The 14,760-nt window shown below is 66.1% G+C and carries 17 protein-coding genes; 7 read left to right on the forward strand and 10 right to left on the reverse strand.

What is annotated here, in order from left to right; all coding sequences use genetic code 11:
* Positions 1 to 33 precede the first annotated feature (33 nt).
* The 5 genes from MKCMC460_RS15510 to MKCMC460_RS15530 all read right to left on the reverse strand — a co-directional run bounded on the left by MKCMC460_RS15510 (position 34) and on the right by MKCMC460_RS15530 (position 2,970).
* Positions 34 to 888: an SDR family oxidoreductase gene (locus tag MKCMC460_RS15510; RefSeq protein ID WP_236983523.1), complete on the reverse strand. Its 855-nt coding sequence runs from the start codon at positions 886 to 888 to the stop codon at positions 34 to 36.
* Between the two features lie 21 nt (positions 889 to 909).
* Entirely contained in the window at positions 910 to 1,365 is a 456-nt protein-coding gene (locus MKCMC460_RS15515) for an SRPBCC family protein (RefSeq protein WP_236983521.1), read from the reverse strand.
* Positions 1,366 to 1,419: 54 nt separating this feature from the next.
* Positions 1,420 to 1,833 carry a transglycosylase family protein gene (locus MKCMC460_RS15520; RefSeq protein WP_289624832.1) on the reverse strand — a complete coding sequence of 138 codons (414 nt, stop codon included), beginning with the start codon at positions 1,831 to 1,833 and terminating at the stop codon, positions 1,420 to 1,422.
* 107 nt (positions 1,834 to 1,940) lie between these two features.
* The gene (locus MKCMC460_RS15525; protein WP_255731222.1) at positions 1,941 to 2,507 is read right to left on the reverse strand and encodes a chorismate mutase; all 567 of its coding nucleotides are present in this window, start codon (positions 2,505 to 2,507) and stop codon (positions 1,941 to 1,943) included.
* 4 nt (positions 2,508 to 2,511) lie between these two features.
* Positions 2,512 to 2,970, reverse strand: coding sequence for a DUF2834 domain-containing protein (locus MKCMC460_RS15530; RefSeq protein WP_255731221.1), 459 nt, complete (start codon positions 2,968 to 2,970; stop codon positions 2,512 to 2,514).
* 49 nt (positions 2,971 to 3,019) lie between these two features.
* Here MKCMC460_RS15530 and MKCMC460_RS15535 point away from each other — a divergent pair, with 49 nt between their 5' ends.
* A complete protein-coding gene (locus tag MKCMC460_RS15535) occupies positions 3,020 to 3,604 on the forward strand; it encodes a hypothetical protein (RefSeq protein WP_238304534.1) in 585 nt (194 codons plus the stop codon).
* A 71-nt stretch (positions 3,605 to 3,675) separates the two neighbouring features.
* On the opposite strand, the gene ag85B is transcribed toward MKCMC460_RS15535, so the two are convergent.
* Complete coding sequence (gene ag85B, locus MKCMC460_RS15540) at positions 3,676 to 4,653, reverse strand: esterase family protein (RefSeq protein ID WP_236983513.1); 978 nt, start codon at positions 4,651 to 4,653, stop codon at positions 3,676 to 3,678.
* A 581-nt stretch (positions 4,654 to 5,234) separates the two neighbouring features.
* Here ag85B and MKCMC460_RS15545 point away from each other — a divergent pair.
* Positions 5,235 to 6,356 carry a hypothetical protein gene (locus MKCMC460_RS15545; protein WP_236983511.1) on the forward strand — a complete coding sequence of 374 codons (1,122 nt, stop codon included), beginning with the start codon at positions 5,235 to 5,237 and terminating at the stop codon, positions 6,354 to 6,356.
* 20 nt (positions 6,357 to 6,376) lie between these two features.
* Here the strand turns inward: MKCMC460_RS15545 and MKCMC460_RS15550 are convergent, their stop codons facing one another.
* From MKCMC460_RS15550 to MKCMC460_RS15560, 3 genes are read right to left on the reverse strand one after another with little or no spacing between them, the layout of a single operon-like run.
* Entirely contained in the window at positions 6,377 to 6,937 is a 561-nt protein-coding gene (locus MKCMC460_RS15550) for a YceI family protein (protein WP_236983509.1), read from the reverse strand.
* Between the two features lie 25 nt (positions 6,938 to 6,962).
* A complete protein-coding gene (locus MKCMC460_RS15555; RefSeq protein WP_236983507.1) occupies positions 6,963 to 7,976 on the reverse strand; it encodes an alcohol dehydrogenase catalytic domain-containing protein in 1,014 nt (337 codons plus the stop codon).
* A gap of 17 nt (positions 7,977 to 7,993) precedes the next feature.
* Positions 7,994 to 9,286, reverse strand: a complete 1,293-nt coding sequence (locus MKCMC460_RS15560; protein WP_236983505.1) for a cytochrome P450 — start codon at positions 9,284 to 9,286, stop codon at positions 7,994 to 7,996.
* Between the two features lie 363 nt (positions 9,287 to 9,649).
* Between MKCMC460_RS15560 and MKCMC460_RS15565 the strand changes: the two genes are divergently transcribed.
* From MKCMC460_RS15565 to MKCMC460_RS15575, 3 genes are all read left to right on the forward strand, one after another.
* Positions 9,650 to 10,057, forward strand: coding sequence for a hypothetical protein (locus tag MKCMC460_RS15565; RefSeq protein ID WP_238304535.1), 408 nt, complete (start codon positions 9,650 to 9,652; stop codon positions 10,055 to 10,057).
* 20 nt (positions 10,058 to 10,077) lie between these two features.
* Positions 10,078 to 10,365: a hypothetical protein gene (locus MKCMC460_RS15570; RefSeq protein ID WP_236984123.1), complete on the forward strand. Its 288-nt coding sequence runs from the start codon at positions 10,078 to 10,080 to the stop codon at positions 10,363 to 10,365.
* A 71-nt stretch (positions 10,366 to 10,436) separates the two neighbouring features.
* Positions 10,437 to 10,655 carry a hypothetical protein gene (locus MKCMC460_RS15575; RefSeq protein ID WP_236983503.1) on the forward strand — a complete coding sequence of 73 codons (219 nt, stop codon included), beginning with the start codon at positions 10,437 to 10,439 and terminating at the stop codon, positions 10,653 to 10,655.
* 42 nt (positions 10,656 to 10,697) lie between these two features.
* Here MKCMC460_RS15575 and MKCMC460_RS15580 read toward each other — a convergent pair whose 3' ends face one another.
* Complete coding sequence (locus tag MKCMC460_RS15580) at positions 10,698 to 11,828, reverse strand: nitronate monooxygenase (RefSeq protein WP_236983501.1); 1,131 nt, start codon at positions 11,826 to 11,828, stop codon at positions 10,698 to 10,700.
* Between the two features lie 143 nt (positions 11,829 to 11,971).
* Here MKCMC460_RS15580 and MKCMC460_RS15585 point away from each other — a divergent pair, with 143 nt between their 5' ends.
* Together MKCMC460_RS15585 and MKCMC460_RS15590 are read left to right on the forward strand one after the other, a co-directional pair.
* Positions 11,972 to 12,706 carry a glucose 1-dehydrogenase gene (locus tag MKCMC460_RS15585; RefSeq protein ID WP_236983499.1) on the forward strand — a complete coding sequence of 245 codons (735 nt, stop codon included), beginning with the start codon at positions 11,972 to 11,974 and terminating at the stop codon, positions 12,704 to 12,706.
* A gap of 105 nt (positions 12,707 to 12,811) precedes the next feature.
* The gene (locus MKCMC460_RS15590) at positions 12,812 to 14,755 is read left to right on the forward strand and encodes an NAD(P)/FAD-dependent oxidoreductase (RefSeq protein ID WP_236983497.1); all 1,944 of its coding nucleotides are present in this window, start codon (positions 12,812 to 12,814) and stop codon (positions 14,753 to 14,755) included.
* Positions 14,756 to 14,760: the final 5 nt, after the last annotated feature.

Below are 14,760 nucleotides of genomic sequence, written 5' to 3' on the forward strand. Positions count from 1 at the left end.
TCGGAACTGAACGCCGCACCGCGGCAGAAGACATTATTGCCGCTGCGGATCCAGCCGCGGCAGCGCTTTGCGGATCAGACCTCGAACCAGTTCCGGGCTGATGCCCTTGAGTCGGTCGATCCAGACGATGCTGCCCGGCACATACCAATGCAGCCGGCGCGGATGATGATAGGCCCGCCAGGCCACCTCGGCGACGCTGGACGCAGGCATCAGCCGGAACATACCCCGCTTCGGCGCGGTAGCACGAAGCTCGTCGCGGGTCAGTTGCGCCGGCGCGTCGCCGGGTTCGTCTGCGGAGGCGCCGCCGGAATGCTGGGGCGTGGACGTGAGAATCGCGGTGTCGATCAACCCGGGCAGCACGTCGGCAACTCGAACGCCGTGCCGCTGCCATTCCACGCTCAGCGCCTCGGTCAGCCCCTTGACCGCGTGTTTGGTCGCCGAGTAGACGGCGATGCGCGGCAGGCCGTAGGTCCCCGACGAGGACGACGTCGAGAACATCAGGCTGCCCGGAGACTTCTTCAGGTAGGGGAGTGCCCCGTAGGCCCCCGTCAGCACTGCCTTGAAGTTCACGTCGACGACGCGCATGGCAGCCTCGTAGGGCACGTCCTCGAACCAGCCGCCTTCGCCGATCCCCGCGTTGTTCCACATCATGTCGAGTCCGCCGCCGGCGTTCCCGGCGCAGAAATCGGCCAACGCCGCATCGAGGGCGGATTTGTCCGTCACGTCGACGACCCGAGTCCACAGTCCCGGCCCCAATTCGAGGCTCAGGGCGGCCAGGCCGTCGTCGTTGCGGTCCACCGCGCCGACGCGCCAGCCCCGGGCATGGAACAGCTTCACGCCTTCGCGGCCCATCCCACTGCCCGCGCCGGTGATGAATACGCTTTTCATCGAGCTGGTCTCCGCCGCCCCTCAGCCTGCTTCAACTACATCTTTGATGCGCTGCAGCGTCTTCGTCATGTCTCTTATATTGCGACGTTTCCGTAGGAAGCCACCCAACACCAGGTAGACGCGGTTGAGCGGGGACGGCGTGAGCCGAAATGACTCGGTCACGTCCGTGCCGTCTCCGGCTGGCACCAGTCGGTAGTGCCAGTTGTTCACCGCTCGGTTCCCGACCAGTACAGCAAACCCGAACTCGCGGCCGGGTTCGCACGCCGTCACCTCGCAAGTGGTCCAGTAGACCGGGCCGATCTCGTTGCGCCGGACGTGGCCACGGAACCGCGCGCCGAGTTCGGGGCCGGTCGCCCCGTCCAACCACTCGGCTTCGAAGGTCTCCGGTGAGAAACGTCCGGTATTTCTGATATCGGCAATTAATTCCCAGATCTTGTCGGCCGGGGCGGACATATGAACCGTTGCTGAACCCTCCATAGCAGGATCCAATCACGTCGCATGTAACGAAACGAGGCTAACCCCCGATATTCATTATCTGGGTGTGAAAATCCCGATGATCGAAGTCAGCGTCTGCTGCAGCTGCAGCCCCGGGTTGGGTACTCCCGTATTGCCCGGCGTTGCGCCGCTCGCGCGGGAGCACTTCGGCCAGGCGCCCGGACCCTGGCTGGCCAGGACCCGGTTGGCGACCGCAATTTGTTGCTGCTTAGAGGCCTGCGCCGGGTTTCCCACGCCTCCGTATTCCTCCCACGTCGCTTGCTTGAATTGGAGTCCGCCGTAGGCGCCGTTGCCGGTGTTGGCTGCCCAGTTGCCACCGGACTCGCATTGCGCGACGGCATCCCAGTTCATGGAGTCGGCGTTGGCCACCGCGGTTCCCAGCGACATCCACGCCGCGCAGAAACCCGCGGCAAGGACCGCCTTGAGGGGGGGCTTCGTGATGTGCGTCATGACCGGCATTTCGCCGGGCGTGTTCAATCCGTTACCCGCCGGAGAAAATTATGAGATCAGTTATCCATCACATTGAGATTGGCGCAAACGTCGACCGGGTGGGTTGATCAGGCTTGCGCAGCGACCTGGCAGTAGGACCGGGTGGCGGCGGTCAGAGCACGTCGATAGAGGTCGTCGAAGCGGCGCCGACGGATTGACTCGGCGCTGGCGGCGGCCAGCTCGGCCGTGCATGCAGGGGAGTGCAGCAAACTCCAGTTGAGAGATATGTGAGACAAAATCTTAGTGTTCAGGTCATCGATCACAGTCCGGGCAGTGGTCAGGTCCGGCGGCGCCGGTGGCACCGTCGCCGGATCGAGTTTCCATTCGGCGAACCGGCTGTACTCGATGGCCTCGGTAGCGCCGATCTGGTCGGTGAAGACGGTGGCGACGTAATCCGGGTCGATCTGCGCGGCTGCGGCGTCCTCCCGCAGGGTGGCGAGTTCCTGCCGGACGCGGGCCGGATCCTCGACCGCACCGTGCGTGCGCCACTTGTAGGAGGCCACCGGTTCGGCGACCTGTAGCCGCTCGGCGGCCGCATCGACCAGCGACAGCAGCGGCCCGCCAGGCTCGGCCCGCGCCGGCGGCGCCGACACGGCGGCGACGGTCAGGGCCAGCATCGCCAGACGGACTCTCACTTGCTCACCCCAGGTCCAGCCAGACGGTCCAGATTGCCGTCGCTCCGGCAACGACTGCCAACAGGATCGTGTCGACGATTCCGGGACGGGGCGTATCGCTGGTATCAGAGGCACCCATCCGCAGCTCCCGTGCGATCAGAAACAACGGGAACGCCACACTTATCGCGGTGGCGAACCCACCCGCAACGTAGAGCCAGACATATTTGACACCGTGCCTTCGGGCCTCGACCACCATCAGCACCACTGCCGCCAGCGCGAGCATCACGGCGTCCGCCGTCATCGTTCGGGAGGCCGGAGTGACCTGGAGGTCGGGCCAGTAATCAGACAGCCGAGCGGTTTCGCCGAAATAGTCGATCATTTGACTCCAGGTAGCCACCAGCGCGGCGACGGCGATAGCGCCGTAGACCCCGCAGCGGACCTTGCGAGAAGCGGGAATGGAGGACGTGTGAGCCGTGGTTGCCATAGCTCACGCTATGCGAAGCCGACCGGCGATTGACATAGCGTTGCGGGCAGTGACGAAGAATGGGGTGATGCGGACCGATTGGCTGCGCACCCGCCAAACCAGGCTGCTGATCGCGGCCTCGCTGGCGATCTCGCTGGTCCTGGGTGGGGCATTTCTGGCCCTGGACCAACTCCACTCCACTCCGGCCGACGCGATCCACGCACCGGACCACCCCGCCACCGACCAACAGAGCCGCGACCAAGCCGTCGACGCCGCCAAGAACATCGTCGCCGTCGCCCGCCTGCACCCGACGAGCGCCGGCTATCTACTCATGTCCTGCCGGGACCGCGACAGCGCGCCGTACCAAGGCGCTGTCTACCTGACCTTCACGCTGCCCGCTGACACCCGCGCCGACACCTACCTGCCGGGCGTCGCGGCTCAACTGACCTCCGACGGTTGGATCGAGGGGCTGCCGCCGGCCAATCACGCCTTCGGCAGGACCCTCACCAAGAACACCGTGACCGTGATCATCTACCGCCACGACGACGATCCGGGCCTGGGCGTGCTGCGCCTCTACGGAGAGTGCCGCAACATGACCGACCATCGCGGCGACGCCACGGCGTGGATCGACGTCACCGACCAGTTCGGCCGCTGACTACCCCGGAAAAGCGCTACTGCGCTTGACGGGTTTCCCCGGCAAGCGCAGTAGCGGTAGTTGCGCGGCTGTCAGCGTGCGCCCAGAGCCCCCTGCAGGTCACCCTTCATGGTCTGCAGCTGCTGGCCCCAGTACTCCCAGCTGTGCGTGCCGTCGTTCTGGAAGTTGAACACCGCGTTGTGGCCACCGGCCGCGGTGTAGGCGTCCTGGAACTTGATGTTGCTGCTGCGGACGAAGTTCTCCAGGAACTCGGCCGGCATGTTGGCACCACCCAGCTCGTTAGGCTTGCCGTTACCGCAGTACACCCACAGCCGGGTGTTGTTGCCGACCAGCGTCGGGATCTGCAGCGACGGGTCGTTGCGCGCCCACGCCGGGTCGCTGGACGGGCCCCACATGTCGGAGGCCTTGTAGCCGCCCGCGTCGCCCATCGCCAGGCCGATCAACGACGGACCCATGCCCTGTGAGGGGTCCAGCAGCGCCGACAGCGAGCCGGCGTAGATGAACTGCGCGGGGTGGTAGGCGGCCAGGATCATCGCCGAGGAGCCGGCCATCGAGATGCCGACCGCGGCGCTGCCGGTCGGCTTGACCGACCGCTGGCTCTGCAGGTAGGAGGGCAGCTCGCTGGTCAGGAAGGTCTCCCACTTGTAGGTGGTGCAGCCGGCTTTACCGCAGGCCGGGTTGTACCAGTCGCTGTAGAAGCTGGACTGACCTCCCACCGGCATGACCACCGACAGGCCGGACTGGTAGTACCACTCGAAAGCCGGGGTGTTGATGTCCCAGCCGTTGTAGTCGTCCTGCGCACGCAGGCCGTCGAGCAGGTACACCGCAGGTGAGTTGTCGCCGCCACTCTGGAACTGCACCTTGATGCTGCGTCCCATCGAAGCCGACGGCACCTGCAGGTACTCGACTGGCAGACCCGGCCGCGAGAATGCTCCCGCGCTCGGCGCACCGCCGGCGAGTCCGATCAGGCCCGGCAGGGTCGCGGCCGCAGCCGCACCGACCAGGAGTCGGCGACCCCAGGCCCGTATCTTCCCGCTCACCTCTGTCATAACCAGTGCCCCTTGTCCTTATGTCTTTTGCTCCCGGCAGAACTTACCGTGTGAATAGGCCGCATGTCGATTCGGACGCAAACACATTTCAGTTCCATATCGGTTACCGTCGCGGATGCAGCAACTGTGTTACTGGCGGCTCTACGCCGGTTGACCGCATTTGTTATAGCTCGGTTGCGACACGCCCGGACGCGACCCACGCCGCCACGTTATCCACGCGTTATGCACTTGAAATCGGGACGAGTCGCAACGCGAGAACCAATTGACTATGTGTTTCCACCCCGGGCTGGGGCCGGCACGTCGAGACGGGCTCAGCAACGAGTCGCGGAATAACTGGGCCGTCCGCACCCAATTCTCGGCGGCATTCGTGGCGTCGCCGGCGGCGCCGCAACCATTTCCGGCCGTTCCCGGACCAGCGCAGCCGAACTTGCACCGACCGCGTAGGCTCGCTCCGAGCAAGCCGACTGCGGACACGCTATCTCGGGCCATTTCGTCGCTGACGCGCTGCGCACCCGCCCCTTGGTGCCGGCGGTATCGCAACCAGTTGCGGCAAGGTCCGGGCAGATTGAGGTGCGAAAACTTTGGATACGGTACTTGGGCTGTCAGTGACTCCAACCACCTTCGGGTGGGTGCTTGCTGAAGGACACGACGCCGACGGCGCAATTCTGGGCCATTGCGAGCTGCCGTTGCAGGATGGCCGGCACGAGGGTCACAGCGTGCGTGCGGCCCACACGGCCGAACAGCTGGCGGCCGAAGTGGTGCGGGCCCGGGAAATGGCGACCGCCAGCGATCACCGGTTGCATGTGGTCGGTGTGACCTGGACCGACGAGGCCGCGGCTCAAGCCGCACTGCTGCAGGAGGCGTTGGCCGACGCCGGCTTCGACAACGTGGTGCCGGTCCGGCAGCTCGACGCGGTGGAAACCCTGGCCAAGGCCATCGCGCCGGTCATCGGATACCAGCAGACCGCGGTCTGCATTCTCGAGCACGAGTGGGCGACCGTCGTCATGGTGGATACGCACGACGGACAGACGCAGACGGCCGTCAAGCACGTCCGTGGCGGTTTCGACGGCTTGTCGTCGTGGCTGTCCGGCATGTTCGACCGCAACACCTGGCGTCCGGCCGGGGTGGTCGTGGTGGGTTCCGAGGACGACGTCAGCGACTTCTCCTGGCAGTTGGAGAAAGTGCTGCCGGTGCCCGTCTTCGCCCAGACCATGGCACAGGTGACGGTGGCGCGGGGCGCTGCCCTGACCGCCGCGCAGAGCACCGAGTTCACCGACGCCGAATTGGTGGCGCTGGCAGATGAGGAAGTCGAGCCGGTCGCGGCCGCCCCCGTCCGCTTGCGCCGCCAGTACGCGGGCGCCGCCACCACATTGGCCGCCGCCGCGGTCACCTTCGTGGCGTCCGTGTCCGCGGCCGTGGGTTTGCAGTTGTCGCCGGGCAGCGACGCCGGCCCCGGCCGGCACGTCGGCCACGAGCCCAAGCCGCAGGTCGCCGAAGCCGTCGCGGCGACGGCTGCGCCGGCGCCGCGGCCGCCCGCTCCGGTGCACCTCACCGGTGGTGCGCAGGTCGACGAACCCGCGCCCGGCGGTCAGCCGAACCGTGCGGTGCCCGCCCCGGAACCCGCTAACGGCCCGTACCAGCTCAGCGGTGCGGTCGAGCCGCTGCCCGACTCTGTTGCCGAGCCCGGTCGCCCGCCCGAGTAGGAGCCGTCAGTGTGCGGCGGTCACTGGTCTTTGTGCCGGACAGCGGTGAAGGACACCGTGACCTCGTCGGTGACCTGCAACGACCCCATGAACATCGAGTACGGTTTGACCCCGTAATCGGTTTGGCGCACTACGGATTCGGCGGACATTCGCCAGGAGTCGCCGAGATCCTCGGTGTGTAGCTCAACCTGGTGCGCACGGGATTTGCCACAGATGTGCAGCGTTCCGCTCAATCGGTATCCCGAGTCGGTCGACTCGATCGAGTCGGCGGCGAACCGGATTTCGGGAAATCGACTGGCGGACAACGATTTCAATGCGTTCGCGCGCACCATGGTTTTCTCCGGCCCGGACAGGCTTTTGACGCCGCCCTCGCCGCGCAGCACCTCGAACGAATCGACTTCGACTACCAGCTCAGCCGTATCGGGTTCGCCGCCGACCCAGTTCACTTCCGCCCGCCACCTCGTCATCGCGATGGTGAGCCGATGCCCCATCCGCGCCGCGCGCCCCGCGACGCCGGTGTGCAGAAGCAACTCACCGTCCGCAGCATCGATGGACCAGGACACATACTCATCAGCAGCCACGGCAGAACTGTACTCGCGCGCGGTGTCACATGGTCAGGACGGTGCGGTAATGCGCGCGCCCCTGCTCCAGCGCCGCAAAGCCCTCGGCAGCTTGCGCCAGCGGTAGCTGCTCGACCCACGCCCGCACACCCGACAGGACCGCGAAATGCATTGTCTCCTCGACATCTTTGGCGGTTCCGGACGGATGACCGGTGACGCGCAGGCCGGGGGTGATCAACTGCATCGGGCTGATCGGCAGTGGGTCGGCCGTCACTCCGATGGCGACCAATTCGCCCTGGGGCAGCAACCCGCCGATCGTGTCGGCCATGGCCGCCGAGTTGCCGGCGGTGGCCAGCACCACCGCCGCCCCGCCCAGGCCGCGCAGCGCCTCGGCGACGTTGCAGCTGGTGGAGTCGATGTAGTGGTGCGCACCCAGGGTTCTGGCGTCTTCGGCTTTGTCGGCACCGCGCGCGATGGCAATGGTCTCGAAGCCCATCGCCCGGGCGAATTGCACACCGAGGTGGCCGAGCCCACCGACCCCGAGGACGGCGACCCGGTCACCGGGCAGCGCCTTGGTGTGCCGCAGCGCGTTGTAGGTGGTGACGCCCGCGCAGCCCATCGGGGCGGCTTCGACGTCGGAGAGCCCGGCGGGAATCCGGGCCAGCGCAGAGGCCGGGACCGTCACCGACTCCGCATAGCCGCCGGGGTACTGCCAGCTGGGCACTTTCATGTTGGCGCAGTGGATGAAAATGCCCTTGCGGCAAGGGTCGCAGTGGCTGCAGTTGCCGCCGAACCAGCCGACCGCAACGCGGTCGCCGACCGCGAACTCGTCGACGCCGGGACCGAGTTCGGCGATGGTTCCGGCGATTTCGTGCCCCGGGGTGAACGGCCAAGTCATGTCGGGAAAGCCGCCGTGCACGAAATGGCGGTCGGTGCCGCATATTCCGCATGCGGAGACGGCGATGCGTACCTCGCCACGACCGGGCGTGACGGTTTCGACGTCGGTCAGTTCCAAGGATGCGTCCGGCGCCGCGACGTGCACTGCTTTGTGTGTCGACATTGGCTACTCAGCGAATATCAGTGTGCCACCGGGCATTTCGCACTGCCATCGGTATGGTAGTCGACCTGCCAGTGCTTGATGCCGTTGAGCCAGCCCGAGCGCAACCGCTCGGGTTTGCCCACCGATTCCAGGTTGGGCATGGCGTCGGCGATCGCGTTGAACATCAGATCGATCGTCATCCGCGCCAGGTTGGCCCCGATGCAGTAGTGCGCTCCGGTGCCGCCGAACCCGACGTGCGGGTTGGGGTCGCGCAGGATGTTGAAGCTGAACGGGTCGTCGAACACTTCCTCGTCGAAGTTCGCCGACCGGTAGACCATCACCACCCGCTGACCGTTCTTGATCTGGACACCGGACAGTTCGTAGTCCTGCAGGGCGGTGCGCTGGAACGAGGTGACCGGGGTAGCCCACCGGACGATCTCGTCGGCCGTGGTCACCGGGCGCTCCCGCTTGTACAGCTCCCACTGGTCGGGGAAGTCGGTGAACGCCATCATGCCCTGAGTGATCGAGTTGCGGGTGGTCTCGTTGCCGGCCACCGCGAGCAGGATCACGAAGAAACCGAACTCGTCGTCGGAGAGCTTGTGGCCGTCGACGTCGGCCTGGACCAGCTTGGTGACGATGTCCTCGCCGGGGTTCTGAGCCCGGTCGGCGGCCATCTGCATGGCGTACATGATCAGTTCCATCGAAGCCGTGATGGCGTCGTTGTTTTCGAACTCGGGGTCCTGGTCACCGACCATCTGATTCGACCAGTGGAACAGCTTCATCCGATCTTCCTGGGGGACGCCGAGCAGCCCGGCAATGGCCTGCAGCGGCAGCTCGCAGGACACCTGCTCGACGAAGTCGCCGGAGCCTCGGGCCGCCGCGACCTCGACGATCCGGCGGGCCCGCTCGTTGAGGTCGTCGCGCAGCCTCTCCACGGCGCGGGGGGTGAAACCGCGGGAGATGATCTTGCGCAACCGGGTGTGGTGCGGGGCGTCCTGGTTGAGCAGGACGAACTTACCCCGGTCGACCTGCTCTTGGACGGTGCCGTCCTTGTATCGCGGCAGCGCGGTCTTCGCCAGGCTGGAAAAGACGTCGCTGCGCCGGGAAATCTCTTTGACGTCCTTGTGTTTGGTGACCACCCAGAAGCCGCCGTCGTCGAAACCGCCGACTCCGAACGGCTGCTCGTTCCACCAGATCGGCGCGGTACGGCGCAGCTCGGCGAGCTCCTCGACGGGCAGCCGCTCGGCGTGGATATCGGGATCGGTGAAGTCGAATCCGGGCGGCAGGTTCGGCGTGACGTGCGCTTCGGCGGCTGGGTGCGTCGTTGACAAGGCCCACTCCTTTGTAGTCCCGGTGGTTGTCTGGTGCCAATACTCCATTGCTACACCGCCATTGGGAAGCATTGGCGGGAAACGGGCCGGGGCGCATCGGCGCCCGCACGCGGCTGCCGCGCACACAGCAAAGTCATTCAATCCGGTGTCGCAGCGCAGCGGGCACCCGTCGTCGACCTCGGCGCACTCGACCTGGCCGGGTGCGCGGGCACTTAACGATCCGCTCCGGTCGTCGCGTCGGGCAACCTGACGTCCACTGCATCGTCTTCGGCAAAGGCGGTCGTGATCCACGATGTGGCCTTGTGGCGTCGGCGGCAATCGTTATGCTCATCGGTGAACACCGGTGCCACGAAGGGGAACTTGATGATTCGCGAACTGCTCACCGCCGCCGCGGTCACGGGTACGGCGATCGGACTGGCGCCGGTGGCCGGTGCCGACAACGGACGCTGGGAAGGCGACGTGCCGGGGATGAACTACGACGCGTCGCTGGGCGCGCCGTGCGACAACTACGAGCGCTTCATCTTCGGCCGCGGCCCCAGCGGTCAGGCCGAGGCCTGCCATTTCCCGCCGCCCAATCAGTTCCCGCCGGCCGAGACCGGGTACTGGGTGATCTCCTACCCGCTGCGCGGCGTCCAGCAGATCGGCGCGCCGTGCCCTGGACCGAAAGTCGCGGCGCAGTCGCCGGCCGGGTTGCCGATGCTGTGTCTGGGCGCTCAGGGCTGGCAAGAGGGATGGTTCACCGGGGCAGGATTCTTCCCGCCCGAGCCCTGACCGATCCGTGGCCGGCGACAATGAGCGACGCACCTGACCCGCAACCCGTCCCGCGATGGCTGCGGTTCGTCCTGGCTTCCGACCGGGCGGGCTCCGCGTGGTACATCGGGTGCGGTTTCTTCTTCGCGCCGGTGCTGGCCGTGCTGTCGCCATGGCCGACGGTCACCAGCGTGCTGTGGTGGCTGATCGGGCTGGCAGGATTATGGCTCGGTCTGCTCGGAATCGCGATGGCCGCCGGGCTGGCGCGAATCCTGCGGTCCGGCGGTGAGATTCCGGAGGAATACTGGCGAACTCTGGTCAACTACTGACGTTCGTCACTCGTCAGTCGACTTCCCCGGGCTCTACAGTCAGATCATCCTTCAACGAATAGGAGACTCTCATGGCTTTCGACCCCAAGGATGCCGTCGATGCGGTGCGCGACATCGCGGTGAACACGGTCGAAAAATCCGCAGACATCGTCGAGAACGTCACCGCCATCCTCAAAGGTGACGTCGCCGGTGGTGCCAGCGGCATCGTCCAGAGCTCCGTGGACATCGCCACCGACGCCGTCGACCGGGTGAAAGAGGTCTTCACCGGCAAGGACGAGGAGCTCGACTGAGTTCGAGTGACCTCAGTGCAGCGCTGACCAACCGCGCCGCCGTCAGACGCTGGCGGCGGCGTTGAGTTCGTCGAGCTTGGTGGTCGCTTCCAGGTACTCCTGAACCCAGCGCTCGATCACCGTCGCGGTTTTCTCCACCTTGGTGAACTGACCGACCACCTGACCGACCGGGTTGAATGCCACGTCGACGGACTCGTTCGGATACCGGTTGGTGGCGCGCACGGCCATGCCGGAGACCATGTACTGCAGCGGCATCCCGAGCGGCTTGGGGTTCTCCGGCTGCTCCCAGGCCTCGGTCCAGTCGTTGCGCAGCATTCGGGCCGGCTTCCCGGTGAACGACCGGCTGCGCACGGTGTCGCGGCTGCCCGCCTTGACGTAGGCCGCCTGCTGGACCGGGGTGTTGGAGGACTCTTCGACCATCAGCCACTGCGAGCCGGTCCAGGCGCCCTGGCAACCCAGCGCCAGCGCGGCGGCGATCTGCTGTCCGCTGCCGATGCCGCCCGCGCCGAGCACCGGCAGCGGCGCCACTTCCTTGACGACCTGCGGCCACAACACGATCGAGCCGACCTCGCCGCAGTGCCCACCGGCCTCACCGCCCTGGGCGATGATGATGTCGACGCCGGCGTCGGCGTGCTTGCGTGCCTGCGAGGGGGAGCCGCACAACGCCGCCACTTTGAGGCCCGCGTCGTGGATGTGCTTGATCATGTCGGCCGGCGGGGTGCCGAGCGCGTTGGCGATCATCTTCACCTTCGGGTGCTTCAGCGCGACCTCGACCTGCGGGGTGGCGGTCGCCTCGGTCCAGCCGAGCAGCTGCAGGGTGTCGCCGTCGCTGTCCTCGACCGGGACACCGTGGTCGGCCAGGATCTTCTTGCCGAAGTCCAGGTGCTCCTGGGGCACCATCTTGCGCAGCGTCTCGGCCAGCTCCTCGGCCGACAGGTGTGAGTCCATGCCCTCGTACTTGTTCGGGATGACGATGTCGACGCCGTAGGGGTGGTCGCCGATGTTCTCGTCGATCCAGTTGAGTTCGATCTCGAGCTGCTCGGGCGTGAAGCCGACCGCTCCCAGCACGCCGAAGCCACCGGCCTTGCTGACCGCCACCACGACATCGCGGCAGTGGGTGAAGGCGAAGATCGGGAACTCGATGCCGAGCTCGTCGCAAATCGCGGTATGCATGCCTGCTCCTAAGAAGCTTGACCGAAGCGGAAGAATTGAAACGTGTTCTAGTTTAGTACGGACGGGCACAGCCAGACCAGTCAGGTTCGGCACCTGGCAACTAACGCCGTTCAGCACGCCGCCCTACGGTAGCGTCGGCCGTCATGGGACGCGTGGCCGGGAAAGTTGCACTGATCAGCGGCGCAGCTCGGGGGATGGGAGCCTCGCACGCGCGGCTGCTGGTGGCCGAGGGCGCCAAGGTGGTGATCGGGGACATTCTCGATGCCGAAGGCCGGGCGCTGGCCGCCGAGCTGGGTGATGCCACCCGGTTCGTGCATCTCGACGTGACGCAACCGGCGGACTGGGCGGCGGCGGCCGCGACGGCCGTCGACACGTTCGGCACGCTGAACGTACTGGTCAACAACGCCGGCATCATCAACTACGGGCCGCTGAAGACCTTCGACCTGGCCAAGTGGCAACGGGTCCTCGACGTCAACGTCACCGGCACCCTGTTGGGCCTGCAAGCCGTCGTCGACCCGATGATCGCCGCGGGCGGTGGATCCATCATCAACATCTCCTCGATCGAGGGCCTGCGCGGCGCCGCCTGGGTGCACGGCTACGTGACGTCGAAATGGGCGGTGCGCGGGCTGACCAAATCCGCGGCATTGGAGTTGGCGCCCAACAACATTCGGGTCAACTCGATTCACCCCGGCTTCATTCGCACCGAGATGACGGCCAAGCTGCCCCAGGACGCGCTCAACATTCCACTGGGCCGCGCGGGGGAGGCGCAGGACGTGTCGTCGTTCGTGTTGTTCCTGGCCAGCGACGAGTCGTCGTATGCCACCGCGGCCGAATTCGTGGTCGACGGGGGACTGGTGGAGGACGTGTCGCACAAGTAGTAGCGGGTGCTCTTGATCCGTTACACGGCCGCGGGGTAGCGTAATGCCGCAATTACGAAACGTGGAGTAGCGTAATTGAGAATCCCACCGAAAGGATCGGCCTCGATGCGCAGTCGCTACGCCGGGAAGCCCTTCACCACCTCCACCGCGGACATCGCCGCCGCGCTCGAGGACGTCAGTATCCCGACGCTGCTGCTGTCGCTGGTGCACATCACCGGCGACGCACGGTTCATCCGCGACTTCAAGCAGATGGGCGTGTTCCTCAACGAGGTCCAGGGCTTCATGTCCGAAGAGGACAAGGCCCGCGCCCGCGCCGAGGCGCTGCCGGTGATCGTCGACTACCGCGACCGCGGCTGTCCCGAACCCGAGCCGCTCAGCGATGACCTGATCCGGGAAATGATGGATTGGGCGGCATGCGAACACGTTCCCGACGACTACCTGCCGCTGGCCCGCGAGGAGATGGACCTCGAGGGCGCCGACCCGCGCCGCCCCGTCGCCCTGCCGGCCGAGCACATGGCCGACTTTCCGGTGATCGTGATCGGCTGCGGCGAATCCGGCATCTTGGCCGGAATCCGGTTGAAACAAGCCAACATTCCGTTCACCATCATCGAAAAGAACGCCGGCCCGGGTGGAACCTGGTGGGAGAACAGCTATCCCGGTGCCCGGGTGGACGTGGCGAATCACTTCTACTGCTACAGCTTTGAACCCAACAACGACTGGACGCACTTCTTCGCCGAGCAGCCCGAGCTGCGGGACTACTTCACCAAGGTCATGCAAAAGCACGACCTGACGGCGCACACCCGCTGGAACACCGAGGTTCTCGGAGCCGAATGGGACGACGAGTCGGGCAGCTGGACGGTCCGGGTGCGCTGCGCCGGCGGCACCGAAGACACGGTGCAGGCGCGTGCGGTGATCACCGCGGTCGGCCAGCTGAACCGACCGGCGCTGCCCGACATCGACGGCGCCGACACGTTCGAGGGCCCGTCGTTCCACTCCGCGGCCTGGGATCATTCCGTCGACCTGACCGGCAAGCGCGTCGCCCTGGTCGGCGCCGGTGCCAGCGGGTTTCAGATCGCACCGGCGATCTCCGACCAGGTCGAGCAGCTCACGGTGTTCCAGCGCACCGCACAGTGGATGTTTCCCAATCCGATGTACCACGACGAGGTTCCCGACGGGGTGCGCTGGGCGATGGACCACCTGCCTTGCTACGGGCGCTGGTACCGGTTCCTGCTGCTGTGGCCGGGCGCCGACAAAGGTCTGGATGCCGCGCAAGGCGACCCCGACTACGTCGATCCGGAAGGCCGGGGGGACTATGCGGTCAGCGACATCAACGCCGCCGCCCGGGTGATGTTCAGCCAGTGGATCACCAGTCAGATACCCGAAGGCGACCCCCTGGTGGACAAGGTGCTGCCCGACTATCCAGCCACCGGCAAGCGCACCCTGCAGGACAACGGCAGCTGGCTGCGGACGCTGCAGCGCGACAACGTCGAACTGGTGCGCACGCCGATCCAGCGGATCACCCCGCGCGGCATCGTCACCGAGGACGGCGTCACCCACCAGGTGGACGTGATCGTCTACGCCACCGGATTCCGCCACACCGACGTGTTGTGGCCGCTGAAGATCAAGGGCCGCAACGGAATTGATCTACGCCAGGTGTGGGGCAGCCGGCCGTACGCTTACCTGGGCGTCACGGTTCCGGGCTTTCCGAATCTGTTCCTCATTTACGGGCCGGGTACCCACCTGGCCCACGGCGGCAGCCTGATCTTCCAATCCGAACTCCAGATGCGCTACATCAACCTGTGCCTGCAGCACATGGCCGAACGGCACATCACCGCCATCGAGCCCACCGCCGAGGCCGCCACCGACTGGCATCGACGCACCCAAACCGAGATCAAGAAGATGGTGTGGTCGCACCCCGCGGTCAAGTACTCCTATTTCAAGAACGCCGACGGCGAGATCCACACCGTCAGCCCATGGCGCCTCAACGAATACTGGGCTGCGGTACGCGAACCCGATTGGTCCAATTTCGTTGTGACAAAAGGAAAGTGAGCACC

It is taken from the genome of Mycobacterium sp. 20KCMC460 (assembly GCF_022179425.1).
Lineage (GTDB): Bacteria > Actinomycetota > Actinomycetes > Mycobacteriales > Mycobacteriaceae > Mycobacterium > Mycobacterium kiyosense.